Annotated in this window: 21 protein-coding genes; 12 read left to right on the top strand and 9 right to left on the bottom strand. The window is 44.7% G+C overall.

The window, feature by feature from the left end:
• The first annotated feature begins 37 nt into the window (after nt 1-37).
• Nucleotides 38-979, top strand: coding sequence for a lipase family alpha/beta hydrolase (locus tag OCV44_RS16370; protein ID WP_139686018.1), 942 nt, complete (start codon nt 38-40; stop codon nt 977-979).
• Nucleotides 980-1018: 39 nt separating this feature from the next.
• Complete coding sequence (locus OCV44_RS16365) at nt 1019-1912, top strand: lipase secretion chaperone (protein ID WP_139686019.1); 894 nt, start codon at nt 1019-1021, stop codon at nt 1910-1912.
• Between the two features lie 94 nt (nt 1913-2006).
• Here OCV44_RS16365 and OCV44_RS16360 read toward each other — a convergent pair whose 3' ends face one another.
• Nucleotides 2007-3650: a methyl-accepting chemotaxis protein gene (locus OCV44_RS16360; protein WP_139686020.1), complete on the bottom strand. Its 1644-nt coding sequence runs from the start codon at nt 3648-3650 to the stop codon at nt 2007-2009.
• Nucleotides 3651-4114: 464 nt separating this feature from the next.
• Here OCV44_RS16360 and OCV44_RS16355 point away from each other — a divergent pair, with 464 nt between their 5' ends.
• The 5 genes from OCV44_RS16355 (at nt 4115) to OCV44_RS16335 (ending at nt 10208) form a co-directional block, all read left to right on the top strand.
• Nucleotides 4115-4936: a phosphate ABC transporter substrate-binding protein gene (locus OCV44_RS16355; protein ID WP_139686021.1), complete on the top strand. Its 822-nt coding sequence runs from the start codon at nt 4115-4117 to the stop codon at nt 4934-4936.
• A 125-nt stretch (nt 4937-5061) separates the two neighbouring features.
• Entirely contained in the window at nt 5062-5991 is a 930-nt protein-coding gene (gene pstC / locus OCV44_RS16350; protein ID WP_009845821.1) for a phosphate ABC transporter permease subunit PstC, read from the top strand.
• A 64-nt stretch (nt 5992-6055) separates the two neighbouring features.
• Nucleotides 6056-6919, top strand: a complete 864-nt coding sequence (pstA, locus tag OCV44_RS16345; RefSeq protein ID WP_012600195.1) for a phosphate ABC transporter permease PstA — start codon at nt 6056-6058, stop codon at nt 6917-6919.
• 75 nt (nt 6920-6994) lie between these two features.
• Nucleotides 6995-7744: a phosphate ABC transporter ATP-binding protein PstB gene (gene pstB, locus OCV44_RS16340; RefSeq protein WP_139686022.1), complete on the top strand. Its 750-nt coding sequence runs from the start codon at nt 6995-6997 to the stop codon at nt 7742-7744.
• Between the two features lie 319 nt (nt 7745-8063).
• Entirely contained in the window at nt 8064-10208 is a 2145-nt protein-coding gene (locus OCV44_RS16335) for a sensor domain-containing diguanylate cyclase (protein WP_139686023.1), read from the top strand.
• 140 nt (nt 10209-10348) lie between these two features.
• On the opposite strand, the gene OCV44_RS16330 is transcribed toward OCV44_RS16335, so the two are convergent.
• Genes OCV44_RS16330 through OCV44_RS16305 form a run of 6 tightly spaced genes read right to left on the bottom strand, consistent with a single transcriptional unit; the run spans nt 10349 to nt 17337 of the window.
• Nucleotides 10349-12025 carry a BatD family protein gene (locus tag OCV44_RS16330; RefSeq protein WP_139686024.1) on the bottom strand — a complete coding sequence of 559 codons (1677 nt, stop codon included), beginning with the start codon at nt 12023-12025 and terminating at the stop codon, nt 10349-10351.
• Nucleotides 12026-12027: 2 nt separating this feature from the next.
• On the bottom strand, nt 12028-13941 hold the full coding sequence (locus OCV44_RS16325; RefSeq protein WP_261900939.1) for a VWA domain-containing protein: 1914 nt from the start codon (nt 13939-13941) through the stop codon (nt 12028-12030).
• Nucleotides 13934-14956, bottom strand: coding sequence for a vWA domain-containing protein (locus tag OCV44_RS16320; RefSeq protein ID WP_139685913.1), 1023 nt, complete (start codon nt 14954-14956; stop codon nt 13934-13936). The genes OCV44_RS16325 and OCV44_RS16320 overlap by 8 nt, the downstream gene beginning before the upstream one ends.
• Nucleotides 14949-15434: a DUF4381 domain-containing protein gene (locus tag OCV44_RS16315; RefSeq protein ID WP_139685914.1), complete on the bottom strand. Its 486-nt coding sequence runs from the start codon at nt 15432-15434 to the stop codon at nt 14949-14951. Before OCV44_RS16315 ends, OCV44_RS16320 begins: the two co-directional genes overlap by 8 nt.
• Nucleotides 15431-16369: a DUF58 domain-containing protein gene (locus tag OCV44_RS16310; RefSeq protein ID WP_139685915.1), complete on the bottom strand. Its 939-nt coding sequence runs from the start codon at nt 16367-16369 to the stop codon at nt 15431-15433. Before OCV44_RS16310 ends, OCV44_RS16315 begins: the two co-directional genes overlap by 4 nt.
• Before the next feature lie 11 nt (nt 16370-16380).
• Entirely contained in the window at nt 16381-17337 is a 957-nt protein-coding gene (locus tag OCV44_RS16305) for an AAA family ATPase (RefSeq protein WP_086050599.1), read from the bottom strand.
• A 461-nt stretch (nt 17338-17798) separates the two neighbouring features.
• Here OCV44_RS16305 and OCV44_RS16300 point away from each other — a divergent pair, with 461 nt between their 5' ends.
• Nucleotides 17799-19715: a methyl-accepting chemotaxis protein gene (locus OCV44_RS16300; protein ID WP_139685916.1), complete on the top strand. Its 1917-nt coding sequence runs from the start codon at nt 17799-17801 to the stop codon at nt 19713-19715.
• Between the two features lie 334 nt (nt 19716-20049).
• Nucleotides 20050-20250 carry a restriction endonuclease subunit S domain-containing protein gene (locus OCV44_RS16295; protein WP_009845810.1) on the top strand — a complete coding sequence of 67 codons (201 nt, stop codon included), beginning with the start codon at nt 20050-20052 and terminating at the stop codon, nt 20248-20250.
• A 250-nt stretch (nt 20251-20500) separates the two neighbouring features.
• Here OCV44_RS16295 and malK read toward each other — a convergent pair whose 3' ends face one another.
• Nucleotides 20501-21613 carry a maltose/maltodextrin ABC transporter ATP-binding protein MalK gene (gene malK / locus OCV44_RS16290; RefSeq protein ID WP_139685917.1) on the bottom strand — a complete coding sequence of 371 codons (1113 nt, stop codon included), beginning with the start codon at nt 21611-21613 and terminating at the stop codon, nt 20501-20503.
• A gap of 662 nt (nt 21614-22275) precedes the next feature.
• On the opposite strand from malK, the gene malE reads away from it, so the two are divergent.
• From malE to malG, 3 genes are all read left to right on the top strand, one after another.
• Nucleotides 22276-23460 (top strand): maltose/maltodextrin ABC transporter substrate-binding protein MalE, encoded by a 1185-nt coding sequence (malE, locus tag OCV44_RS16285; RefSeq protein WP_017096230.1) that lies wholly within the window; start codon nt 22276-22278, stop codon nt 23458-23460.
• Nucleotides 23461-23538: 78 nt separating this feature from the next.
• Nucleotides 23539-25110, top strand: coding sequence for a maltose ABC transporter permease MalF (gene malF / locus OCV44_RS16280; RefSeq protein WP_139685918.1), 1572 nt, complete (start codon nt 23539-23541; stop codon nt 25108-25110).
• Nucleotides 25111-25121: 11 nt separating this feature from the next.
• Nucleotides 25122-26012 (top strand): maltose ABC transporter permease MalG, encoded by an 891-nt coding sequence (malG, locus tag OCV44_RS16275; RefSeq protein WP_086050605.1) that lies wholly within the window; start codon nt 25122-25124, stop codon nt 26010-26012.
• Between the two features lie 550 nt (nt 26013-26562).
• On the opposite strand, the gene OCV44_RS16270 is transcribed toward malG, so the two are convergent.
• Nucleotides 26563-26835, bottom strand: coding sequence for a hypothetical protein (locus OCV44_RS16270; RefSeq protein WP_139685919.1), 273 nt, complete (start codon nt 26833-26835; stop codon nt 26563-26565).
• Nucleotides 26836-27000 lie beyond the last annotated feature (165 nt).

Genomic DNA, 27000 nt, shown 5'->3' with positions numbered 1-27000 from the left:
TACTCATCAGAGGTCTAATCTGTTTAAGGAAAGAGCATTGAAAAAGATATTAATTTGGACGATAGCCTGTCTATCCAGTTTTGGCGCTTATGCCGGAACAAGCGCATCGGCATTAGAGGTCAGTGGATACACACAAACGAAATACCCCATTATGTTGGTACATGGTCTGTTTGGTTTCGATACATTAGCGGGTGTCGATTACTTCTATGGCGTACCTGAATCCCTAACCAAAGATGGTGCGAGCGTCTATGTAGCGCAAGTATCAGCGACCAATAGCTCTGAAGTACGTGGCGAGCAATTGTTGGCTCAAGTTGAAACACTGTTAGCCGCGACAGGGGCAAGTAAGGTGAACCTAGTTGGTCACAGCCACGGCGGACCAACAGCGCGCTATGTAGCATCAGTACGTCCTGATTTGGTTGCTTCGGTGACGAGCATTGGTGGTGTTCATAAAGGATCTAAAGTGGCAGACCTTGTTCGCGGGACGGTATCTGAAGGGTCAGTTTCAGAAGGTATCGCGGTTAAATTGGCTGGTGGATTGACGGCGCTGATCAACCTGTTATCTGGTGGAACGGATCTTGACCAAGATGGCCTTGCGTCTCTTGAAGCGTTGACCACTGAAGGTTCGCTTGCATTCAATCAGTTTTACCCTGAAGGCGTACCAACGTCTGAATGTGGTGATGGTGAATGGCAAGCAAACAACGGTGTCTATTACTATTCATGGACAGGATCTTCCACTTTTACTAACCTTCTTGATCCTACCGACGGAGCGATGACAATCCTTGGCTTAGCATTCAATGAACCTAATGATGGTTTAGTGGGAGCATGCAGCGCGCATTTGGGCAAAGTGATTGGTGATGATTACAAGATGAACCACCTAGACGAGATTAATGGGTTGTTGGGCATCCATCATCTCTTTGAGACCGATCCCGTGACGCTATATCGCCAACACGCGAATCGATTGAAGTTGGCTGGCCTGTAGGTCGCACTGCCCAAAAGTTAAGATCATAAGGAAAATATAATGAAAAAGATCGCCATTTTGTCGATAACTACGATAGCCCTGATGAGCACAGCGGCGGTCTTTTTATATCTAAAGAACGAGGATACCAGTCCATATAATAACAACGAACACAGCGCTTCTTCATTGAAGGTTAGCTCTCAACAAGACACCGAAATCGACAATGCATCAGCCAAAGACATGATGGAATATTTCGTGTCAGGCAATACCGAATTAACCCTTGAAGATATCCGTGACAATATGGCAAAACACCACGAGCAATCACAGGTCGCGATCGTTGATGAGGCACTGTTTGCCAAATATCTTGAGTACAAGTCGGCACTGACATCATTAGATGTCCAATTTGATACCACCTCAATCTCCGCAGAGGACCTACGCGCACTGAATCAAGCTCTCCTCGATCTTCAAGCGCAGTTTTTCAGTGAGAGCGAGATAAGTATTTTGTTTACCCATGACAACAGAATGAGGGAAATCGCTTTAGAAAAGTTACTTCTGAAACAAGAAGGGCTAGACGAGCCGGAATATCAGCAAAGGCTTGAGTCTTATCTATCAGAACAGCCAGATTACGTTCAAACGAGCCATCAGAATCAGGTATTACTCCCACAGCTATCCAGTTCAGAAGGTCTAGACGAACAAGGTAAATACTTGAAGAGAAACGAACTGGTCGGCGAAGAAGCGACACAGAGGCTCGAAGCGCTTGATCAACAAAGGGCGGACTTTGATGGAGCTTTAGAAATTTACTTTGTTGAACGAAATGATATTTTGAATGATTCCGAACTCTCTGAAATTGAGCAACAAGAGACTATCGCACAGCTTCGGACTACGCATTTTCAGCCAGAACAACTTCGAAGAGTCGAAGCGATTGAAAGAATCAGAGCTGCTGAGAGCGATCACTAATCTCCAGCAATTAAAAAAGCCAACTACTGATGACTCAATAGTTGGCTTAATAATTAAGGTCTGTTACTGCACTCTAGATGTATTAAGTCAGTGCTTAAACCTTAAAGAAGCCTAACTGCTGCTTTTGTTGCTCTGCGAGGTTTGATAACTCTTGGCTTGCAGCAGCAGCTTGGGTAATGCCTGTTACGTTTTGGCTTACTAAGCTGTAGATGTTTGAGATATTGCGGTTAATGTCTGAAGTTACTTGGCTTTGCTCTTCTGCAGCAGAGGCGACCTGGGTATTAATTTCAGTGATATCCGTTACTGAGTTAGCAATGCCTGAAAGTGCAGAGCTTACCTCACCCGCAAGTGTCTGGTTATGTTCCAGCATAGACAGCGAACTGCTCATACTCTCATTTGCGTTACCAGATTGAACCTGCAAGCCTTCAATGATGGTTTGGATTTCTTTGGTCGAATCTTGTGTACGTGCTGCTAGCATTCTCACTTCATCAGCTACAACCGCAAAACCACGCCCGCTTTCGCCTGCACGAGCGGCTTCAATGGCTGCGTTAAGCGCAAGAAGGTTCGTTTGCTCTGAGATGCTTTGAATTACCTCAATGACGTTACCAATCTTCTCTGAGTGTTCTTTTAGCGTGCCGACAACGTTCGCTGCTTCACCAAGCTGAACTGCCATTTGCTCGTTTGCTTTGTTGCTCTCATTAAACAAGCTCATGCTGTGCGTTGCCATTTCGTCAGCTTGCTTAGACGCTGAGTCGGCTTGTACTGCATTTTGGTTGACGTGTGCTGCTGTGCTCTCAAGCTGGTTTACCGCAGAGGCAACTTGTTCTACTTCTTGTTTCTCTTGGTCTGAGTTAGCTGTTGATTGCGTCATTACAGCAGCCAATTCTGTTGATGCTGATGCAACTTCGATGCTGATTCGAGACAATGAGCTTACCGTCTCGCGCAATTGTTCAACAGACAGATTTACGTCTTGGGCAAGGCGTGATATTTCGTTGTCACCATGCTCTTCCGCTTTTACTAGCAGGTTACCTTTTGCCACTTCTCGCATGGTTTCCTGAATATTATTGATTGGTTTAACAATGATGCCAGCTAACGTCCAGCTAATAATAAGCGCAACAGATAGAATCACTAAAAGCCCAATGGTCGCAGTGTTAAGGGTGCTCGTGTGTTGCTGGCCATTAGTATTGACTTGTTGAGTCGCAAGCAAGTTTAACCTTTTAGATAGACTGTCGATTGCTTTTACCATGTCATTGCCGGCATGTCGGTATTGCTCAATCGCGGCTTGGTAGCGAGTATCAAAGTCAGAAGGTAGCACTGAATTGCCGTGCTTTGCCTTTAACAGGGGAAGCATGGTATTGCGTGAAAAGTTAACGTAGTGGTCCATCGCCTTGCTCATTGCTGCGACTTCATCTTGCATACCTGGCACTGTGTCTAATGAGCTCAGTAGGCGTGAGTTTTGATCGCGTTTTTGATTAAGCGTTTCAACGAGTGTGTTTACATCATCAGGGTTGAACAAGCTATAGATTGCTTTGATGCGCATGCCGTAACTATTGTCGACGATTTCGCTGAGTTCTTCTTTATGTAGAATGAGTTGATCTGTTGCTGTTGATACATCTTTAAATGCGTTTTCCAGCTTGTCACCACCGATGATGACACCCGTCAAAAGTAATACGACGGAAAAGAGTACTGGAATAAGAATTTGTATTTTAATTGATAAGCCACTGAGAAGTTGGCGCATGAATTGTCCCTCTATAAATAAGTAAATGAGCCGATGCAATTGCTTTTATTATAATTATCCCGTGATTCTAACTACTGAGAATGACAATTCAATCAGTAATACATTCGATTTAGATATATGCGATAGGTAATTGATAAATTACGGTTATTTATTGTGCAAAATGAGCGTTTTTCTTTATTTCTCTATGGTTTATCCGTTCTGGGTGGCTGTGCGGTAATTGGTAATATTCGGTGTTGGTGGAATGTTGAACGATTTGGGTTAAATAGATTGAAATAAATGTTTAACGTTTATGAGTTATTTAAATTTATTGCTTCAAGGTTATTTGACACGAAAAAAGACGAAAATAAATGTCAGCTGTCATATAGGCTTCAATTTAATGAAACACAACTGTCACATTTAGATTCTAAAGTGGGCACCGTTCAAGTTAAACACAACGGCAATAACGCCACTTAAGGAAATTTGTGATGAAAAAGACAGTTATCGGTGCAATCGCTCTTTTAGGTGCACTAACAGTGACTCCAGCTTCAGCTAAAGAAACTATTTCAGCAGTTGGTTCAAGCAGCGTGACGCCACTGATGGAAGTTTTCTCTGAAACATACATGAAAACGAATTCAAACGTATTTATCGAAGTACAAGGTCCTGGTTCGTCTGCTGGTGTTAAAGCGGCGAAGAACGGCAGTGCAGATTTAGGTATGTCTTCTCGTAACCTTAAAGATAGCGAGAAAGAAACAACTCTAGTAGAAGAAGTCGTTGCTCGTGACGGTATTGCCGTCGTGGTTAACCCTAAAAACGGCCTTGAAGGTCTAACGGCTGAGCAAGTAACGGCTATCTACAAAGGTGAAGTAACAAACTGGAAAGACGTTGGTGGTGCAGACAAGCCAATCGTAGCTATCACTCGTGATACAGCATCTGGTACTCGCGGTGCATTCGAAGACATCATGTCTCTTAAAATGAAGATTTCTGGCACGAAAGTATCAGCAATCTCTCAACGTGCTCAAGTTGCTAACGGTAACGGCGCACTAAAAACAATGGTTGCATCTAACCCTTACGCAATCGGCTACATCTCTTTAGGTACAGTAGATAACTCAGTAAACGCGCTTGCAATTGACGGTACTGAAGCATCTGTCGACAACGTTAAGAACGGTTCTTACAAAGTAGCTCGTCCTTTCCTAGTACTTTACAAAGAAGGTAAGCCTTCTTCTGAAACTCAAAAGTTCCTAGATTGGATGCTAACTGATGAAGCTCAGTCTCTTGTTGAAAACAAAGGCTACATCTCAGTTAACTAATCTGTATCTCAATTAATTAAATATTGCTCAGCCTACCTTTTCAGGCTGAGCCTTTTCTATCCCACTTCGAGTTAATTCGTGCGCTTAAACAGCGTGTTAAGGATTATCGATATGTGAGACTTGTTATGACCATCGCAACGAATAGTGAACAGCTTATGAATAGCGAAGCGACTCAACTGAAACGCGGCTTACGTAAAAAGAAGCGCGTAGATTGGAAAGAGCGTATTTTTCACGGCTTATTTCTTACAAGCGCAATCATCGGCATCGTATCCCTTGCTGTTATTGCTTTTTTCATCGTTAGAGAAAGTATCCCTGCGTTCCAGGAAGCGGGCCTATCGGGCATCGTTCTAGGGCAGAACTGGCTACCACCAGCACTTTACGGTGTCGCTACCATGATTGTGGCATCTGTCGTATCGACATTAGGTGCGGTAGTGGTCGGTGTGCCGATTGGTGTGTTAACGGCAATCTTTATTGCTGAAATCGCGCCAAAGCGTCTGGCGGACATCATTCGTCCTGCTGTCGAATTGCTAGCGGGTATTCCTTCGGTAGTTTACGGCTTCTTCGGCCTCGTTATTATCGTTCCCCTGATTCAAAACGTATTTCAAGTGCCTGCGGGTAACACGATTTTGGCGGGTATTATTGTTCTGGGTGTGATGATCCTTCCGACGGTAATTACGGTTTCTGAAACCTCAATCCGTGCTGTACCAAGAACGTACAAAGAAGGTTCTTTAGCGTTAGGTGCTTCAAAGATCTTTACCATCTTTAAGTTGCTCGTTCCGGCTGCTCGCTCAGGCATTATGACGGGCGTAATTTTGGGTATTGGCCGTGCTCTTGGTGAAACGATGGCAATCATTATGGTGATGGGTAATGCGCCGGCAATGCCTGAAGGTATCTTAGATTCAGCTCGTACACTAACCGCGAATATTGCGATTGAAATGTCTTACGCGAGTGGTATTCACGCAAGTGCGCTCTATGCGACGGGTGTTGTTCTCCTTGTTTTCATCATGTCTCTGAATGCAATTCTCCTTTACTTGAACCGTGAGAAGGCGAGGTAACATTATGTCTTTAGAAAATAACGTAGCACCTCAAGCTAATCCTACGAACTCGCAAGGTAAGACGATGAATAAAATCGCGTTGAAGAAAGCCCGCGCACGTAAAGACGCCGTTCTGAGTGGCTTTATATGGGCTGCTGCCGCGTTAACGGTGGGCTTCTTGTTCTGGATTATGTGGTACATCCTCTCAAACGGCTTACAGCATGTTGATTGGAATTTCATCACAGATGACTACACGCGAACGGGCGATGAGCACGGTATTTTCCCGATGATCATTTCGACAATCTACATGGTTATTGCTTCGATAGCTGTTGCGGCGCCTCTTGGTATCATGACGGCAATCTACCTGACTGAATACGCCAAAGTAGGCAGTCGCTTAGTTAAGATCATTCGATTTTGTACCGAGTCATTAGCAGGTATTCCGTCAATCATCTTCGGTTTGTTTGGTATGACATTCTTCGTGGCCATTTTAGGTTTAGGTTTCTCTATCCTATCGGGTGCGTTGACACTGAGTATCTTGATTCTTCCTGTGATTATTCGTACTACTGAAGAAGCGTTGATGGCCGTTTCTCAAACGTATCGCGAAGGCTCATATGGCTTGGGTGCTTCTAAAATCTACACAATCTGGCGTTTGATTCTACCAAGTGCAATGCCGGGTATTATCACTTCAGTTATTCTGAGTATTGGTCGTGTTATTGGTGAATCAGCGCCAGTATTCTTGACCGCAGGTATGGTTGCTCGTATTCCAGATTCATTATTGGATTCTGGCCGTACATTAACCGTTCACTTATATAAGTTAACGACGGAGCTGTTTACCATTGAAGAATGGAATCAAGCATACGGCACAGCAACAGTACTGATTGTTCTTGTACTGCTGATCAACACTCTCACTAAGTTGATCGCAAGACGTTTTAATACTGCAACTTACTAAGCAGGGTTTTCTAGAGCCAAATGAGCACCTAAAACAAACACAGTACAGACTTTGACGAATTACGAGATTACCAATATGAACAAATTTAATATTAAAGACCTAGACCTTTTTTACGGCGACAACCAAGCGCTTAAATCAATTAACCTACCCGTGCCAGAGCGCCAAGTGACCGCTTTGATTGGCCCGTCTGGTTGTGGTAAATCAACGCTATTACGTTGCTTGAACCGAATGAACGATCTTATTGAAGGTGTAAAAATCACCGGCCTTCTTGAGATGGATGGCGACAACATCTACGGCAATATCGATGTGGCTGATCTACGTATTAAAGTCGGTATGGTTTTTCAAAAGCCAAACCCATTCCCAATGAGCATCTATGAAAACGTGGCATACGGACTACGTGCTCAAGGTATCAAAGACAAAAAGCACATTGATGAAGTGGTTGAAAGTTCACTTCGCGGTGCGGCGCTTTGGGACGAAGTGAAAGACCGTCTGAAAGCACACGCATTCGGTTTGTCTGGTGGTCAGCAGCAACGCCTGTGTATTGCTCGCACTATCGCAATGCAACCAGACGTGATTTTGATGGATGAACCTACTTCAGCACTTGATCCCATTGCGACTCATAAAATTGAAGAGTTGATGGAAGATCTGAAGAAGAACTTCACTATCGTTATCGTAACGCACTCTATGCAGCAAGCCCGCCGTATTTCAGATCGCACGGCTTTCTTCCTAATGGGAGAGCTTGTAGAGCACAATGAAACCAGCGTTATCTTCAGCGAACCCAAAGATGATCGTACTAAAGGTTATGTCAACGGTGACTTTGGCTAATTGTTTAATTGATAACGTGGTCAACACCACTAACTGAAACGCAGGTTAGATAATCGATTCGATTTACAGAATTATCACTATAACTATAAGCGATGGAAGTTTTGCCCCACTTTAGGTGGGGCTTTTTTATGCGGTTAAAAAGCATCACATGTCGACGAAATTTTGGGCAGGAAATCCCATTTTTGTAGTCCTTCTCATGCTTGTGATAATGCAAAAGGTCAAATTGCGATCCACTTAACATCTCATTTTTAGTTATATTGATTGCATATCTAGGCTTCTGTATTTTTGCGTTATTCTTATTAGCCAATGGACCAACGCCGTGCATGTTAAAGCCTTTGCAAAACAGATATCTGCTACGCGTGATCACCGTTTATTGGCTGAGTCTCTGTTTGACTATCTGATTAAAATGCTTAGTCCCCAAGGGATCGGAATATTTGCAGAACCAATACCAGAAAGCGACTCGTTACCGTTGTTTTCCTACGGTGAATTAACCTCTCTTGATCATTACCCTTCTACATTTTGGCCATGGGTTTCACAGTTCGACACTGCTGACGGTGTGTTACCGATGTCGCTCAATACCTGTAAGTGGGAGCACAGTAAAGCGCTTGGTGGAGAGTCGTTCATCATGATGCTCGACAACGCACCTGCCTGTAGAACTTATTTAATTCTTCAAAATTGCATCGCAGAAAAAGTTAATCAAACCTTTGACCAAGGGCTGGATGGCCTTCAACTGGCGGCAGCTCGCTGGCAGTGTATTCGCGCAGAAAAAAATGCAGCTATCGAGATTAAGCATAGGGATACACGCGAAGCGCAATATCTTGATGAAATTAAGCTTCGAGAGTTGTTTGTCGAGAATATGAAATTGGTTCATCAGGTGGCGTTAGAGCTCTCGAACCCCGAATCATTGGATGCACTCTACAAAGCATCGGTAGAGGCAGTGCGCGATAGACTGGGTTTTGATCGCGCCATATTTATGTTGCTTGATATGAAAAAGCGTTGCTTTAGTGGCACCTACGGCACCGATGAGCAGGGAAAAACCAACAGTGAACATCACACCCAATATGACCTACATCAGCTTGAATCGGAATATATTGAGGCACTGTCTGACAACCACACTAACTTGGTCGTTATTGAACATGCTCCACTCTACACTGAAGGCAAGGTCGTAGGGCAAGGGTGGAATGGCATGCTTATCTTGCGTGAAGGGGATAAACCCGTTGGTTGGATTGCCATGGACAACTACATTCACCGCTCGCCAATTACCAGTTATCAAAAGCAGATGCTTGAATCGTTCGGCTCTCTGCTGTCTCAGATATACATTCGTAAACGCCAAGAATTGAACATTCGAATGCTGCATTCGAGTATGGTTGAGTTGTCTCGCTGCGATAGCGTCAGTGCTGTGTGTAAGTCCGCCGTCAGTTTTGCTATTCAGCATTTAGGCATTGATCGGTTAGCCGTTTTCCTAACCGATAAAAATTGCAGTTACATGCAAGGTACTTGGGGTACCAATATAAAAGGCGATATTGTCGATGAGTCTTATTATCGCTCCGAACTGGTAGAACGCGACATTGTGTCTTCAGCTCGCACTTACCCTAACCAAGTCGCTTTTGAAGAATCAGTCCCTATTTATCATGATTACAATATTGTCGGGGTTGGTTGGACGGCAATGACGATGATCACCACCAATACGGGTGAGCCGATTGCGTTTATCGCTGCGGACAATTTGCTAACACGAAGCCCTTTAACTTCACAACTGCGTGAAGTGATACGTATCTTCGCCTCTAGCCTTGCTGAAGTCTTGCAAAGAACCATGGCGCAAGAGGAGATCAAAAAGCTCAATGAAACCCTAGAGCAAGAGGTAAGCAAGCGAACTCAAGAGCTGGAAAGTGCGAATGAACAGCTAGATGTGATCTCTAAACTTGATCCGCTGACTCGTCTTGGTAATCGCCGTATGCTGTCACAAGTTTTAGATGATTTGAATTGTGAGGAGCAAGGTGTATTTGCTACGCAGAATGAGGTCACCTTTGGGTTAATTCTTGTCGACCTTGACCATTTTGGTTTGTACAACAGTGTCTATGGCCATACTGAGGGGGATGTCGCTTTACGTGCCATTGGCAAGATACTGAGCACTCATGTTTACGGTGATCAAGAAACCTTCTGCCGTATCGGCGGTGAGGAGTTTATGTTGTTGATGATCGACACCAATCACACTGATACAAAGCAGCGTGCAGAATCGATTCGACAAAGTATTGAAGATGCAAAAATTCAACATTGTGAAAGCAGTACTAGCCCATATTTAACCGCGTCTGTAGGTTATGCATCGATAACTGCGGATCAGCGTCAGTTCGATTTTGATTTGTTGTATAGCAAGGCTGATAAGGCTTTGTATAAGGCGAAAGATTCGGGACGAAATACGATTGTCTCTGCTTTGAAGCGGAGAAAGATTGCGACTACGCTTTCTTAGTTCTTAGATTTTTACTTAAACTTCTTATTAAATCGCTCCGATTTGGCTTTCTCGCTACTCTTACCTTCTCAAAAACGAAGCCGTGGTAATCAAAGATGATTGCCACGGCTTCGGTCTGTTATTTACTACGATTGATGTAATTAGAGTTTCTCTAGTGTGCTTTTATTCGTTTTACTAGAGATACGCTTTGGTTTCTTAATCGTATTGATTGCCACTTTAGGATCCCATACTTGGCTTGCTGAATTGGTTTCACCATAGAGACTCTGATTGAGCTTCGTTAGCTCGACTTCAATTGCCTCTAATGTTTCATCACTTAAGTCTGGATTTTCTGTTTTCCATTGCTCAAGCAGGGTTCTGGTTATTACACCATCTTTCGCTTTCAGCGCCTCAATAAGAGCGTCTGCCGTATCTGATTGATGTGGAACTGGGCGTTTTGGTTTTACTGCTGCACCGCGGCGTGACCAGAAGTAGAAAGCCATCACTGAGCTAATCACCCACAAGGCTGCGAACAGAGCAGTGAGATAAGGCCAGAACCCCGGGCTATCAACAGTCACAACTGTCGGGCTGACTTGCGGGGCTGGTGCTGTAGTTGGGGTGGGGCTAGAAGTCGCGCGGTCGCTAGCTTGTACCGACAATTCTAAGCCAAGTGCTTTAGTGGTTTTTTCCGATTGAGTATCGGTGCTGAACCAAGTCTGAGACACATCAGGAAGCGAGATATTTCCAGCCTCTTTCGGAATCAAGACTTGCTTATAAACCACCACAGAATCACCAGACTGGGTTGTGCCAAATTGCGGTTTCTCTTCATAAACACGTATCGATTTAGGGTAGGTGATGTTCAGTTTCGGCAGTTGGTGTTGTGTTAAATTACTCGCCGTCATTGTGATGGTGCGAGTTAGAGAATCGCCCGCTTCCAATTCAAAGCTCTGCTTATTGTTATCGAGACCATTGCTGTCAGTTAGCTCATTGCCTTGGCTGTCTGACCATTTCTGTAGCAGCTTGAAGTCAGAGGTTGGTAACCACTCACCTTGATAGCCTTTTGGTACAGGATTGACGGTGACATTCAAGCTTTCAACAGGCGTATCGAGCTGGAAAAGGCGAGTTTTGCTTGAGTTGTTGGTTGAGTAAACAACAGCCCCTGTTAACTTAGGGCCAAGCAGTTCAAATTGCCCTGCTTTTTGCGATGAGATGCGAAAGGACTGCTGAACAACCGTCACTTCTTTTCCGTTGATAACGTCTTGAAACTGTTTCGACTCACCGATGGGTTCCACGTCCAAATTTGATGAGTTTGGTAGAGAAATTTGGGGATCTTGTAATCTTCTTGGATCTGCTTTGATGATGAGCTTTACATCAAGCTCGGCGACTTCTTGTGGATATAAGATGTTTTTGCTGAGATTTAATTGGAACTCCGCCATATCACTCTGCTTTGGAGCGGCTTTATTAATCGAAACGTTGATGGTGATAGGTTGGGTTTTGGCACCTTCAATATCAAAGCTAGGTATTTCTAATCGGCCTAATCGAAGTGGGGCAAGGGTGATATTCCATTCGCTAGATACGGTGCGACTGCCATTGACGATTCGCATCGATGAGCCAAAGTTTGGTCTACCAACATAGAAATCCTGCTGGAGAGCCGTTAGATCTAGAGCATCCGAAGAGACCTTTTCATCGGTTGCGACTCTAAGTAGGAACACTTCATCTTTAGTGACACTGTTTTGTGAAACGCTCGCAACGGCAGTTGCTGCCAATGCAGAGAAGGACGAGAAGGCGCCCAACAACAAAGTCAGGAGTATTGAGAAAAATGGCTTGTTTAAAGATCGCATGGTTACCACTTTTTGTTTTGGTTGTTAGGAGCACTTTTTTGGCGTGCTTGTAGAATCATTTGTGCTTTAAGCAGTTGGCTCGGATCACGGGCGCTTTCTACTTGCTCAAGCTTTCGCATATCCGGATCACTCGATAGCGGCTTATCTGAGGTTTGTGTTACAGCTTGTTGAGCATCGTCTTCACCTTTTTCACTTGAAGCTTGTTGTGCGCTCGCACTTTGAGGTGTCGACTCATCTTGCTTCTGTTCTTGTGACTGCTCGGCTTTACTTGGTTGCTTAGACTGTGCTGCTTGCTCTTTTTCTTCCTCACTGGCGTTTACATCCGGTTGCTCTTTAGCTTGCCCTTGGTCTGTGCTTTGAGATTGGCTGTCAGCTTGGTTCTGCGAGTTTTCATTGTCTGCCGAACTTTGCTGTTGATCCGACGACTCTTGCGAAGAATCATTTTGCTGACCTTGCTGACCTTGCTGACCTTGCTGACCTTGCTGACCTTGCTGACCTTGCTGACCTTGCTGACCTTGCTGACCTTGCTGGTCTTTGGATTCAGAATCGCTTTGCTGTTGCTGTTGCTGTTGCTGTTGCTGTTGCTTCTGAGCTTGTTCGACAATCTCTAAGTTCTTCTTCGCATAAGCATGTTCAGGGTTGCTTTCGAGAATACGTTGATACTCTTCAATCGCTTGGTCGTACTTGCCTTGCTTTGCTTGGGCGTTAGCAAGGTTGTAGCGAGCGTCTTCCCCAGAAAGGCGTTTCAGCGTCTGTTCGGCCGCTTCGAAATCACCGGCTTTGTATTGCGCAATGCCTTTCCATTCTTGCTGTTTGAACTGTTCTGCGGCTTGTTGAAAGTCCTCATCTTGATAAAACTGATAACCGACTTGATCATCGGTTTTCCAAGGATTCGCAAACGCAGTATTCGGCTGGCTGAACGATACAAGCACAGCTAAGCCACACCAAATGACCCCTTTTCGAAACAGGCCAAGTGCAGGAAGTAGCAGAAACGGCAATAACCAGAAACCGTTGTTGACTCTGGCGTTGAGTGAGTTATGGGTTTTAGTCACTTCTGATGTTGTCGCAACTCGGTCGAGATAACTCGCGATGTGCTCAACGTCTGAGTTATTAAATTGCACCTCGGTGAATGTGCCACCAGAGCGACGAGTCAGGTCGCGCATATTGCTTATGTTGGTTTTCGCAACCACGGTTTGCCCTGAGTCAGTTTGAAGCATTGAGCCTGTTGGCAAAGAGATTGGTGCGCCACTTTCTGTGCCTACAGCCAAGACTGATAACGTCCAATTGCTGCCAGAGAGTAGCGAATCGATATCTTTTTTCTCTTGAGCATCAATATCATCAGCAATGAGCACTAGGTCGCCTTGGTAGATATGAGCGCGAGTCATCATCTCAATCGCAAGCTTAACTGCCGATGCTGCATTGCCGCCTTGGAAGGGCATGATATCCGGAGAGAGATTAGGGACGAGGTTCCTGATGGTGTTGATGTCAGACGTTAACGGACTGATGGTGTAAGCATCACCTGCGTAGGCCACCATACCAGTCAACCCTTCTTGCCATAATGAGAGCAGATCCAGAGCCTTGTATCGCGCCTGTGTTAAACGGTTTGGTTTAATGTCAGTGGCATACATAGACATCGACATATCCATGACCACAACTCGCGCCTGCGTTTTTTCAAAGCTCGGCTGTTCATTGTTTTGAAAGCTTGGTCCGGCTAACGCAATAACACCGGCCAACCACCAAACACCGAAATAAGTGCTGCGGTTTTTCGTTGGCTTGCTCGATTCAGGTGCCAAATAACGGGCGATGTGTGACGCCAATAACCCTTGCTTCGATTGTCTTTTGCTAAGCCACCAAATAGCGGGCAGCACGGCAAGCGCCAAGAACCAATATGGGTAGATAAAAGTAAAGTTAGACATTGTTTCTCCTAATGGCTAACAGCATAAATGCGAAGAACATTGCCGCAGACAGTGGCCAGACAAACCATTCTTGTTGTGGTCGCCAGATCTTAGTGGCGTTCGTCACAGGCTCTAACTGATTGATGGTGTCGTAAATCATTGCCAACTCTTTGCTGTCACGCGCACGGAAGTATTGACCGCCAGTGCGTTTAGCGATTTCCATTAGCGTACGTTCATCCAAGTCTTGAGCGGTATTGACCTTACGAGTCATGAATAACTCTTTGACCATCATCTCGCCGGCACCGACACCGATGGTGTAAATCGTCGCGTCGTATTTCTTGGCAATATCTGCGGCTTCTAATGGATCTAATACCCCTGCGGTATTACTGCCATCACTAAGCAGGATCATCACTCGTTGAGGAGCGTTGCTGTCGACAAAGGTTTTGGTAGCGAGGCCAATACCATCACCAATCGCAGTTTGAGTACCAATCAGCTTTAACACCGCTTGATTGAGCTGTTGTGAAAGCGTACTTCTGTCTAGCGTAAGCGGCGTCTGCAAGTAGGCGTGATCGGCAAATAGCACAAGCCCAACTCGGTCGCCTTTACGGCGCTCAATAAAGTCACTCAATACTCGTTTCACAGCCGACAAGCGGTCGATATATTCGCCATTGAACTGCATGTCTTCTTGGCTCATAGAGTAGGATAGGTCGACAACCAGCATCAAATCACGATGCTTCGGCTGAAACTCAACAGGTTCGCCATACCAAACTGGACGCGCGCTTGCCGTTACTAGCAGAAGCCAAATAATCACTGACAACGTCTTTGGTAAGCGACTGCTCGGTGTTTTGGTATGGCTGTCTTTGGGCAAAAATGGAAGCCTTAGAGCACTGCTTGATTCTGACTTTGGTGAGAACAAGTAAACAAGGAGTGGTAATGGCGCTAGGAAAAACATCCACCACCAAACAAACTCGATGTTTAGTAAGCTCTTGCTTAGAAACATAGTGCTTAGAAAACCAAAGCTTAAAAGATCACTCATAACGACCTCGCTTTGGAGGAAGGGCTTTACGAAGCCAAGTTTCGCAGTCATTAACCAATTGCTGTTGTGCCTTTTTCTGTTCGTTGCCCATTAAGGCTGTATCTTGATAAAGCGACTGTTGCCATTGGGCTTGTTTTTCTACAAACAATGGATTTTTTAATTGCGCATCTAAGAACTTCAACCAATCATCACCCGCTAAGCCTGCGACCTTTTCGCGTGGGAAATAACTCAGCGCTGCTTGACGAACGATGTCTTGAGCAGTGCTCGGAGACAAGGCATTTGAAGACTGGCTGTTATGCAAGCGAGCAAGGGCTTCTTGCTTCGCCTGTTGATTGATTTGTCTGCGTTTTACCATGAAAAACACCAAGGCGATCAGAGCGGTGGCCGTGATAATCAATGCCCACCAACCCCACGCTAAAGGCCACCAAGTCGGTGCGTCTGGTGCAATGACAGGGCTTAAATCTAAGGGCTGATTCATGACTGAGCTCCTGATATCTGGCTCATCAATGGCTGCGCACTCGACAGAGAGCTATAAGGTATCGCGAGAGATAAACCAAGTTTCTGCAACTGCTTCTTCTTTAATGAAAACGCATGGTTAAGTTTTTCCTTTTCTTTATTCGAGGAGAAGTTAAACCATTGAGTTTTACTGCCATCCGTCACTTGTTTAGATCCCTTGTAGGCGGTTTCACCTTGCTCTAGCGGATCGTAGAAATGCACCAAGCGTACTCGGTTGTGCCTGCGAAGTTGGCTGACAAGTGAGTAGTCACTTTCTTGGTAACGCACAAAGTCACTGAGGATAATAATATCGCTGCCTTTTGGGCAAAGGTGCTGAAGAGATTTGAGCCCTTTGTCGAAGGTGGTGCTATTGAAAGCTTTGCTATTATTGTCTTGGCGAGTGAGCGCTGCATTATTGATTTCTATGACTTTCTGAAGAATGCGTAATGGCACGTGAATACTCGCACTGGGCTTAATTTCAACGATCTCTTGGCCAGTATCAATCACAGCACCAATCCGGTCTTTTTGAGCGACGGTTAGCCAGCACAGTTGGCTGGCAAAGTGCGCGAGTTGAACCGATTTAAGTAACAAGGTTGAGCCGAAAATCATACTGCTCGACAGATCTAAGAACAAAATCACAGGCTGTTCTCTTTCTTCAGAAAACAGCTTGGTATGTGCCTTGCCTGTTCTCGCGGTTACGCGCCAATCAATGCTGCGGATATCGTCGCCCGCCTGATATTGACGAACCTCAGAGAAATTCATACCGCGACCTTTACGATTGCTCTCATGTTGACCGTTAAGTTGCGACCACAGGCTCTTGGCTGGAGGCAACCAGCGAACAGACTGCGCTTTGTATTGCAGCAGTTCGTCCAGGTTTAACGTGACGCCGTCACTATGGTTGGGTAATTGATTATTCATGCGCGAGTCACCTAGGCGCTACCAACCAACGAGATAAGGTGTGCGATCACTTGGTTTGCAGTGACCCCTTCAGCTTGTGCGTGGTAGCTGCGCAGTAGACGGTGGCGTAACACAGGGAATGCCATCGCTTGAACATCTTGTGGAGTAACATAGTCTCGACCAGCTAACCAAGCATGTGCGCGGGCGCAGCGGTCTAAAGCAATAGTCGCTCGTGGGCTGACCCCCATATCTAACCATTGATCAAGTTGGTCGCTGTATTGCTTAGGTTGGCGAGTCGCCATAACCAGTCGAATAATGTACTGCTCGATGGTGTCTGCCATGTGAATGTTGAGCACTTCTTGGCGCGCTTCAAAGATCGTTTGCTGAGATAGCTCTTGTGGCTGAGTTGATTCGTTGCCTTGAGCTTCACCGCGGTTGAGTCGCAGAATCTCGAGCTCACTTTCCATGTCTGGATAAGCCACTTCTAAATGCAGCAAGAAACGGTCTAATTGAGCTTCTGGTAGCGGGTAAGTACCTTCCTGTTCAATCGGGTTTTGCGTTGCCATTACCAAAAACAAATCGGGCAGAGCATAGGTCTTACGACCAGCGGTCACTTGCTTCTCAGCCATCGCTTCTAACATAGCGGCTTGCACTTTCGCAGGAGCACGGTTGATCTCATCCGCGAGAATTAACGAGTTAAAAATCGGGCCAGACTGGAAGGTGAACTCTCCCGTTTCTGGGCGAAATATATCGGTACCCGTTAAATCAGCGGGTAACAAATCTGGCGTGAATTGAATACGGTGGAAGTCTCCCTCGACACAGTCAGCCAATGATTTTACTGCGCGAGTTTTTGCTAGCCCGGGAGGCCCTTCAACGAGGATGTGACCATCGGCCAAAAGGGCGATCATCAGCTGCTTAACGAGCTCTTTTTGACCAATGATTTGAGACTCTAGATAGTTTTGAAGGACTTCGAAATTTGTTTTGTGCATTTTGGACTCTCTGGGTATCCATTTGATTTTTATTTTGAGTATTGGTCACTGATTACTAGGAAAAAGTTCCAGTACGTTTGCGGAATTTATTTTTTCAAAATTGGAATTATTTACAAGAGGTTAACGAGAAAAAACATCAAGCAGTAGTTTGTACCATACCAATCGCTTTTTATATATCAAAGCTTCAAGGCTCTGCCGTTATGCGTTGTTAGTGAAACTTAATTACTCAGATAACTAAAACGAATAGTTAACTCTCGGTGCATTAACCTTGCTAATTGTTTCCGCTTAAGAATAAAGGGTTTCGTCGTTTCACCATGTTGCAAATTTTTGCGAGATTCCACTCTAGTTTGACGAGGCTTGGCCGATACATAGCTGAGAGAGTGCATTACTGGTTGAAGTGCACCCAAAAAATCCTGTTCAGGATAAATAAATAACGAGCGATTCTTTTTAAAGGTCCAAATATGTTGAAAACTAACTCTCTGAGTATTAAGCAAAAAGTGGTACTCGGAATTACCTTCGCGGTTCTTGCATCAACGATGATTGTTGGTGCGATGGCACAAAAGCAAGCAAGAGATGTTTTGAGTCATCGATTAATCGATATTGAGCTTCCTGGAATGTTAGAGCGAATCAATGGTGAGATTGACCGTGAAGTCTCTCAGCTATTGTTAGCTGCAGAACAAATTGCTTCGAATGAATTCATTTCAGACGCTATCGAATCGACTGATCGCGATGCTGTGTTAGAGGACAAGTTGGTAAAACAGCTGAACAATGTTCGTAACCAATACCAGCTAAATGATGCTTCAGTCGCGAACCGTCAAACGGCTTACTACTGGAACCAAAATGGCTTCTTACGTCAACTCAATCAACAGCAAGATGGTTGGTTCTTTGGCTTTACGCAATCTGGCCAGAAGACAATGGTCAGTATGTTCCAAGAAGCGACTGGCGAAGTGAAAATGTTCGCTAACTACCAACAGCCTTCTGGTTTGGCGATGTCTGGCTTATCGAAATCGATGGGTGACATGGTAAGCCTACTAAATAGTTTTAAGATTGAAGATACCGGTTTTGTCTTCTTGACGAATAGCCAAGGTGATGTCCAAATTCATCGCGAGCGTTCGCTCGGTGATTCATCACTTCAACAACTTTACGGTCCTCAATCTAGCCAGTTGTTAAACAAGTCAGGATTTAACCTGATTACAACGGAGCATAAGGGACAAGAGCTGTTTGTCGCGAGTTTGTATGTGCCGTCAATGGATTGGTTCGTTGTTGGTGAAGTTCCGACGAGCGAAGTTTTTGCTGAGCTTGACGCAACGGCTAAACAGATGCTGTTCATGACCGCTGTTGTGGCGCTAATCTTTATTCTGATGGGCGTAGTGCTAGCAAACAGTATTACTCAGCCGATTAAACTTTTGGCTAAGCGATTCGGTGACCTTGGCGAAGGTGACGGCGATCTCGCTCAGCGTATCGAAGTGAAAGGCAACGATGAAATTGCACAGCTTTCAAAGGGCTTTAATGGATTCATCGAAAAGATTCACGAGTCGATGAAAGAGGTGTTCTCTACAAGCCAAGCGCTTCAAGTCGCTGCTGAGAGTGTTTCTAATAAGGCACACATCACCCACGACAATAGCCAAGAGCAACGAGATCAAACTCTTCAAGTAGTCGCTGCTATTAACGAAATGGGTATGACAATCAGTGAGATTGCATCGAATGCGGCAACCGCAGCGGAAACGGCAACGCAGGCTTCAGGTAATACTGAAGTCGGCCGCACTGTGGTTAATAAAGCAAAAGACGCGATCAGCCGCTTAGCACAAGACATCGAAAGTACAGGTCAAGTGGTAGAGCAGTTAGCTTCAACGACTCAAGACATTGGTTCTATTTTGGGTGTAATTCGTGACATCTCTGAACAAACCAACCTCCTAGCTCTGAACGCGGCTATTGAAGCTGCACGTGCGGGTGAACAAGGTCGTGGTTTTGCCGTTGTAGCCGATGAGGTTCGTAACCTAGCAAGCCGTACCGCAGATTCTACGGAAGAGATTCAGAAGATGATCAACCAACTGCAAAGTGATGCTAAAGATGCCGTAACGGCTATGAGTGCGGGTAAAGTGATTACACTTGAAGGCGTATCGGCGTCGGATGAAGCGGTGGATGTACTGGGTGGTATTTCAGACCGTATCGTTGATATCACTGACCGTAACACTCAAGTGGCAACGGCAACGGAAGAGCAATCAACCGTAGTTCACACCATCAACCAGAATATTGAAGAAATCAACGCGATTAACGAAGTGACGACTGGAACCGCTGAGCAGCTAGCTGAAGCGAGCCAAGAACTTCAACAGCTTTCTTCTCGCCTAGATAAGATGGTTGGTTCGTTTAAGCTTTAATAGCCAATAAACTTACAGAACTATAATTGGAGCCGGATTCATTTCACGTGAATCCGGTTTTTTTACGTCTGATATGTTTGTTCGTTTGATACGGCTTTTACGATTGATGTAGATTTACGGTCGATCTGGCATTTACGTTTGGTATGGCTTTACGTCTGATGCTGCCTGTTACGTTTGGTATCGCTTTTTACGTTGAACGTCTTCATTGAGACCGCAGCTTTGCATTTAAGCTGACGTTCACTTGATCTGGTTTCGGGCTTTGCACCTAATCGCCCTAGCATCATAGAGCGTAAATGAGTAAAATCTCGTTAGGTTTAATATTTAGGTAAGTATCATGAGCGATTTTGAAAAAGAACTAGAGCAGATGACTCAAGAGATGGGCGATGAGCCTGAAGTGAAACTTCCATCACTTGAAGAGCAAAAAGCGATCGTTGCTGAATTTAAGCGACTAGAAGCGGAAGGCAAACTGACACCTGAAGTGTTAGAACAGCATTTTGGCCAGTTCAATAAAACAAGTGATACGCCAATTCACTAAGTTCCAAGCTTAAGGCAATTTCATTTTGTCTAAGATAGAGTGGAATGAACAGTTGGGCTTAGCCTGACTACACAAATCAAGGTCTAGCCGTTGCTAGGCCTTTTTTATTGCCGCTCGAAAAAGCTAACTGAGCGGTGCGCAAAATTAAACAATCAAAGCGAAAGTAGTTGGCGCCTTTAAACAAAAAATCCCCCTTACTTGGTAAGAGGGATTCGATATGGGCAAGTTATATCCTAAAAAGACGAACCGATTAGTCGGTGCCGTACTCTTTGTACAAACGACGACATGCTCTACCATCGCTATGGAACAAGTGACAACGGTGTGCAGGAATACCAATTGCTAGCTTGTCACCAGACTCAATTGTCAACGTGTCTGGCTGGCGATAGATAACGTCAGCATCAGCACTGTCGAGGTTGAGGTAAACTTGTGTTTCGTTACCGAGCTTCTCGACCATCAACACATCAGCTTCAATCGTCGCATCACCTGTTTCAGCAGACAACAAGTGCTCAGGACGAACACCTAGAGACATACGGTCACCAGCGTTGACAGTCGTGCCGTCAACAGGGATCCAGAAAGTCATGCCGTTTGAAAGTTGTACCAATACGCGTTCAGCTTCAGCTTGTTCGATGTGAACCGACATAAAGTTCATTTTTGGTGAGCCAATAAAGCCAGCAACGAAACGGTTTTTAGGGTAGTGATAAAGATCAAGAGGTTTACCCACTTGAGAAACAAAACCACCATCAAGCACAACGATTTTATCCGCCATTGTCATCGCTTCAACTTGGTCGTGTGTTACATAAATCATGGTACAGCCCAGTTGACGCTGTAGCTTCGTGATTTGTGAACGCATTTGAACACGCAGTGCTGCATCCAGGTTAGATAGAGGCTCATCAAGTAGGAATACGTTTGGTTGAGAAACCAAAGTACGACCAATCGCAACACGTTGACGTTGACCACCAGACAAAGCTTTAGGTTGACGCTCAAGAAGGTGACCAAGTTGAAGGATTTCTGCAGCATGTTCAACACGCTTGTCAATTTCAGCTTTATCGGCGTTTGCCAGCTTAAGACCAAAAGACATGTTGTCGTAGAGATTTAGGTGAGGGTAGAGCGCGTAAGATTGGAATACCATACCCACACCACGTTTTGATGGCTCAACATCGTTCATGCGTTGATCACCAATGTACAAATCACCAGACGTAATATCTTCTAGACCTGCGATACAGCGTAATAGCGTCGATTTACCACAACCTGATGGTCCAACGAATACTACGAATTCACCTTCGTTGATGTCTAAGGTTACGTCCTTAGAAATCTGTACATCACCATATGATTTATAAACGTTTTTTAACGTGACACTCGCCATCTAGCTTGTCCTCGATCGATCAAATTTTAAGTTTTACTGCTTATCATTATAAGGAATTTTTGGGTCAGCAGTAACTGTAGGAATTGGTAAGTATTGAGTGAGTAAGAAAAAAGTGGGTGGGACTTGGCTTTTCAATCAAGCCCACCCGTCATAGCCAAACTCGTGCCTAATTCCCCCACGCCGAGCTAAATCTCCCCCGTGATTCAATCACAGATTTAGCTCGATGCTCATTAAGACACCAGCGGGCAGTGAAGCCAGATAAATGAAGAATGCGTCAACGCATACATCCACTGGTAAAGGGTTCTTACTATCCACTCTTGGATGAATGCAGTTTCGGTGAATTTGCGTAATGGTACATCCTCCTAATAGAAATTTAACTAGGGGGAGTAGGAGGGGAGGAGTAGATAAAGGGGGTTATCTATAATTGGCGATCCAGTTCAAATAAATCCATCGCATTACGGTGATGTGGATCACGATGAGTATCTACTTTGTGACTTCGCTCGCCAATCTTACCGGATGACGATCACGAAATTAGGCCATAATAGCGAGGGCGTAGTGGCTAGGATGATGAGCTGTCATTGATTTTCTCAGATCATAGCCTCCGAAAACTGGCTCGTCTTAATTGAATGCGCCCTACGTATAAATATAAAAAGGATATTGACATGAAAAACGCTCTAAGCGCTGTAGCTCTAGGCACAATCGTTGCTCTGGGTTCTTTTGGTGCAAACGCTGCTATCGAAGAAGGTCAACTAACTATTTGGGTTGGTGGCGACAAAGCTTATGAAGGAATGGCTGAAGTAGGTAAACGCTTTGAAGAAGATACTGGTGTTAAAGTAACCGTCGCTTTCCCAGACAAACTAGAAGAGAAATTCTCTCAGGTTGCAGCAGCTGGCGATGGCCCAGACATGATTTTCTACGCACACGACCGTTTTGGTGGTTTTGCAGAAGCGGGTCTTCTTGTTGATATCAAACCTTCTAAGGAAACTAAAGAAGGTATCGTAGACTTCGCATGGGATGCTGTTTCTTACGAAGGTAAAACAATCGCTTACCCAGTCGCAGTTGAGTCAGTTTCTCTTATCTACAACAAAGCACTTGTTCCTAACCCACCTAAGTCTTGGGAAGAGATCCCAGCACTTAACGCTAAGCTTCAAAAAGATGGCAAGAAAGCAATCATGTGGCCTCTACGTGGTGGCGCTTACTTCACATGGCCTTTACTTGCAGCTGACGGCGGTTACGCGTTCAAGCAAACAGCGGAAGGTTACGACATTAAAGATGCAGGCGTAGCGACTGACGGTGTTCAGAAGTCTCTAGGTTTCATTGAGAAGATGGTAAAAGACAAAGTTATTTCTGCGGATATGGATTACTCAGTTGCTGAGTCTGAATTCGTAGCGGGTAACGTTGCAATGACAATTAACGGTCCTTGGGGCTGGGCAAATATCGAGAAAGCTGGCGTAGATTACGGCGTAGCAACATTGCCTAAGTTCAACGGTAAAGCGTCTAAGCCATTCGTTGGTGTATGGGCTGGTGGTATCAGCACCGCTTCTCCAAACCGTGATCTAGCCGTTGAGTTTATGGAAAACTACCTACTAACTGATGAAGGTATGAAGAGCTTGAACGACGACAAGCCACTAGGCGCTGTTGCTCTTAACTCTTTCCAACGTCAACTAGACAGCGACACTCGTATTGCAGCAACAATGGATAACGCGATGAACGGCGAAATCATGCCTAACATCCCCCAGTTCACAACATTCTGGTACAGCATGGAAGAAGCTATTGGCAACGTAGTTGATAGCCGTCAATCAGTAGAGCAAGCACTAAAAGGTGCTGAAGCTCGAATGACTAAGTAACAACCAAGCACTACCTTTTAAGGAGGGGGCAACCTCTCCTTACTTTTCTATTTTTATATCTCGTTAGCAGGTTCCTCTATGCAGTCAGTTCAAGGTTCAGATGCGATCCCGGCACCATCAAGCCTTCCAGGCAGTAAAAGCGTCTTCATCAAATGGGGGTTGCTTGGTAGCGTTGGCTTAATAAACGGCTACGCTACAATTTTAATGTATTCTCGCGGTGAGCTCGCATTTGCGCTGCTTACTGTGATCTTAACGGCTTTGGCACTTTACATTTTTGGTAGTAAGAAAACTTACGCCCACCGTTATATTTACCCAGGTATTGCCGGAATGATTTTATTCATTCTTTTCCCATTGGCATACACCGTAGGGCTTGCGTTTACTAACTACAGCGCAAAAAACCAGCTCTCTCTAGAGCGTACTCAAACCGTTCTTTTAGACCGTTCATTCCAAAGCGGTGAAAGCTACCCATTTACTTTGTACAAAACAGATAACGGTCACCAGATCGTTGTGAAAGATGGCGATCAGCTGTTAGCTACGGATGTGTTTTCTCTGGAAGGCATGACATCAGCAGAGATGGACCTATCTGCAATTGACTCTGTGCAAGGTGAAAAAGAGAAGATCAAAGCGATCATCCAAAATCGTTCTGCGATCAGTGGTGTTGATTTCCATCTGCCAAATGGTGATGGCATCCGTATGAGTGGCTTGCGTAAATTTGCTGCTGTTGCGCCGCTTTACACCCTTCAAGATGACGGGGAAACGCTATACAACAATGAATCTGGCGAAACCTTGAAACCAAATATGGAAGTGGGTTTCTACCAACCGGTCGACGAGAAAGGCGAATTTATCGGTAACACTATTTCTCCAGGGTTTGTTGTAGACATTGGTACCGCTAACTTTGAACGTGTGTGGAAAGATGACGGCATTAAAGAACCGTTTATCAGCATCTTTATTTGGACGGTTGTATTCTCCATTTGTACGGTTGCCTTCACACTTGCAATTGGTTTGGTTCTGGCAAACGTTGTGCAGTGGGAAGAGCTGAAAGGCCGTGCTGTGTATCGTGTTCTACTGATTTTGCCTTATGCCGTACCAGCGTTTATCTCGATTCTTATCTTTAAGGGCCTATTCAACCAGAGCTTTGGTGAGATCAACATGGTACTTGAGAGTATCTTTGGTTTAAGCCCAAACTGGTTCTCCGACCCGATCTTAGCGAAAACCATGGTGTTGATTGTTAACACTTGGCTAGGGTTCCCTTACATGATGATTCTATGTATGGGTCTACTAAAAGCGATTCCTGAAGATCTGTACGAAGCGTCAGCAATCGATGGTGCTAACTTCCTTGATAACTTTAAGCGAATCACTTTCCCATTAATGATTAAACCGCTAACACCGTTATTGATTGCAGCGTTTGCCTTTAACTTCAATAACTTTGTAATGATTCAACTATTGACGAACGGTGGCCCGAACATGATTGGTACTTCTGAGCCAGCGGGTTACACAGACTTGCTTGTAAGCTACACGTACCGAATTGCATTCGAAGGCGGCGGCGGTCAAGACTTTGGTCTAGCAAGTGCAATCGCAACGCTTATTTTCCTATTGGTTGGTGCACTAGCGTTACTAAACCTTCGTTTCACTAAATTGACTCAAGATTAAGGAGCACGACAATGGCTATGGTACAAGGTAAAAGCCTTAAATACCGAGTATGGGCAACGCATATTGCGCTGTGGTGCTTCTTAGCGCTAATTATTTTCCCACTACTGATGATTATTGCTATCTCGTTCCGTGAAGGTAACTTCGCAACCGGTAGCCTGATTCCAGACAACCCATCTTTGGAACACTGGAAATTAGCTTTGGGCATGACAGTAACGAATGCTGATGGCTCGGTAACGCCACCTCCATTCCCAGTTCTTACTTGGTTGTGGAACTCGATAAAAGTAGCGGGTATTACCTCAATTCTGATTGTGACACTGTCGACAACATCGGCTTATGCATTTGCTCGTATGCGCTTTAAAGGTAAAGAAACTATCCTGAAAGCGATGATGATTTTTCAAATGTTCCCTGCGGTATTGGCTCTAGTGGCTATCTACGCGCTGTTCGACAAGTTAGGGCAATACATCCCATTCTTAGGCTTGAACACGCATGGCGGTCTGATCTTCTCGTACTTGGGCGGTATTGCATTGCACGTTTGGACGATTAAGGGCTACTTTGAGACGATTGATAACTCTTTGGAAGAAGCTGCAGCATTAGATGGCGCAACACCTTGGCAAGCGTTCAGATTGGTTCTATTACCACTTTCAGTACCCATCCTAGCAGTTGTATTCATTTTATCTTTCATTGGTGTGGTTGGTGAGGTACCAGTTGCTTCAATCCTATTATCGGACGTGAACTCTTACACGCTAGCGGTAGGTATGCAGCAGTACCTATATCCTCAGAACTACTTATGGGGTGACTTTGCGGCAGCGGCGGTACTTTCTGCACTTCCGATTACTATCGTGTTCTTACTGGCTCAGCGTTGGTTAGTTGGCGGTTTGACGTCGGGTGGTGTAAAAGGATAAGCTGTCCTTATAAGAAAGACAAAAGAGCGACCGTTAGGTCGCTCTATATTGGCATTTTTATTACATCATTTGGTTTGGCCGCCGATCAGTAATAAAAATAACCCTCAGGTTACGCATAGCTGGCTACTAATCAGGTTCCTTACGCTATTAATGATTAGTGGTTTTTGTAACTCTAACCCAGGTACTTACTTGGGTTTTTTTATGCCCGCTACTTTTATCTCTATCTCTATCTCAGTCTTTTTGGTTTCTTTCAGTCATTAAATACTGAAGCACCTCTTTCCTGGATTTTTCCGGTTTCATCTCTCTAATTGAAGACATCAACGAGTCTCACAAATCAGGCACTCAGTATAGGGGGCCGCAGCTCTATTGATATATGAGTAATATTTCCATGCGTGATACTTCAATAATTTGCATGCAACGGATCGGTCGATTACACAGAAAGTGCTTACAAAGGGAGGCTCGTGTTAATGTTTTGTGGTGGCTATTCGTGGTAGTTATTGATTTGGTGGTAAATATTCCCAAAAGGGAAGAAGAAAAGGAAGAGGTGAGACTAGAACTCTTTGCTAGAAGGTGCGCAACCTAAATGCTGAAGTAAAACATAGATGCTGTCTTGATAAAGAGCGACGCGGCGAAATAGATCTGCAAATGTCTGATCACCGCCGAAGCAAGCTTGGATATAGTGGTTAATTTCATTGTTGTCGTAACCTTCGACGTACAAGCTTCTAACCCATTGATACTCAACTGCCTTCAAATTCGTCAGTGTAGATTCGCAAAGGGTGGGAAATGTCGTGCTCAAAAGTGGCTCCAAGAAATTTAAATACATCCATTATGATTGGCGGTATTTAAACAGAGCAAAATGACGACTTTATTACAGTCAAAATAAATCACTGAACAAGTATCGGATCATTTTAACTTTTGACTGGGTATCACGCTTTATAGTCAGCATTAGGTGTGTAACGGATTTACTTGGGTATAGAGAAGGAATTGA

The sequence above is a fragment of the Vibrio tasmaniensis genome (genome assembly GCF_024347635.1).
In the GTDB taxonomy this organism is placed as follows: domain Bacteria; phylum Pseudomonadota; class Gammaproteobacteria; order Enterobacterales; family Vibrionaceae; genus Vibrio; species Vibrio tasmaniensis.
Note: the sequence above shows the minus strand (reverse complement) of the source record. Positions and strands in the feature narration are given on the sequence as shown.

Excerpts from the sequence above, each read along its gene's own strand:
- OCV44_RS16365 (WP_139686019.1), top strand. The coding sequence starts at position 1,019 with ATGAAAAAGATCGCCATTTTGTCGATAACTACGATAGCCCTGATGAGC.
- OCV44_RS16360 (WP_139686020.1), bottom strand. The coding sequence starts at position 3,650 with ATGCGCCAACTTCTCAGTGGCTTATCAATTAAAATACAAATTCTTATT.
- OCV44_RS16355 (WP_139686021.1), top strand. The coding sequence starts at position 4,115 with ATGAAAAAGACAGTTATCGGTGCAATCGCTCTTTTAGGTGCACTAACA.
- pstC (WP_009845821.1), top strand. The coding sequence starts at position 5,062 with ATGACCATCGCAACGAATAGTGAACAGCTTATGAATAGCGAAGCGACT.
- pstA (WP_012600195.1), top strand. The coding sequence starts at position 6,056 with ATGAATAAAATCGCGTTGAAGAAAGCCCGCGCACGTAAAGACGCCGTT.
- pstB (WP_139686022.1), top strand. The coding sequence starts at position 6,995 with ATGAACAAATTTAATATTAAAGACCTAGACCTTTTTTACGGCGACAAC.
- OCV44_RS16330 (WP_139686024.1), bottom strand. The coding sequence starts at position 12,025 with ATGCGATCTTTAAACAAGCCATTTTTCTCAATACTCCTGACTTTGTTG.
- OCV44_RS16325 (WP_261900939.1), bottom strand. The coding sequence starts at position 13,941 with ATGTCTAACTTTACTTTTATCTACCCATATTGGTTCTTGGCGCTTGCC.
- OCV44_RS16320 (WP_139685913.1), bottom strand. The coding sequence starts at position 14,956 with ATGAGTGATCTTTTAAGCTTTGGTTTTCTAAGCACTATGTTTCTAAGC.
- OCV44_RS16315 (WP_139685914.1), bottom strand. The coding sequence starts at position 15,434 with ATGAATCAGCCCTTAGATTTAAGCCCTGTCATTGCACCAGACGCACCG.
- OCV44_RS16310 (WP_139685915.1), bottom strand. The coding sequence starts at position 16,369 with ATGAATAATCAATTACCCAACCATAGTGACGGCGTCACGTTAAACCTG.
- OCV44_RS16305 (WP_086050599.1), bottom strand. The coding sequence starts at position 17,337 with ATGCACAAAACAAATTTCGAAGTCCTTCAAAACTATCTAGAGTCTCAA.
- OCV44_RS16300 (WP_139685916.1), top strand. The coding sequence starts at position 17,799 with ATGTTGAAAACTAACTCTCTGAGTATTAAGCAAAAAGTGGTACTCGGA.
- OCV44_RS16295 (WP_009845810.1), top strand. The coding sequence starts at position 20,050 with ATGAGCGATTTTGAAAAAGAACTAGAGCAGATGACTCAAGAGATGGGC.
- malK (WP_139685917.1), bottom strand. The coding sequence starts at position 21,613 with ATGGCGAGTGTCACGTTAAAAAACGTTTATAAATCATATGGTGATGTA.
- malE (WP_017096230.1), top strand. The coding sequence starts at position 22,276 with ATGAAAAACGCTCTAAGCGCTGTAGCTCTAGGCACAATCGTTGCTCTG.
- malF (WP_139685918.1), top strand. The coding sequence starts at position 23,539 with ATGCAGTCAGTTCAAGGTTCAGATGCGATCCCGGCACCATCAAGCCTT.
- malG (WP_086050605.1), top strand. The coding sequence starts at position 25,122 with ATGGCTATGGTACAAGGTAAAAGCCTTAAATACCGAGTATGGGCAACG.
- OCV44_RS16270 (WP_139685919.1), bottom strand. The coding sequence starts at position 26,835 with ATGTATTTAAATTTCTTGGAGCCACTTTTGAGCACGACATTTCCCACC.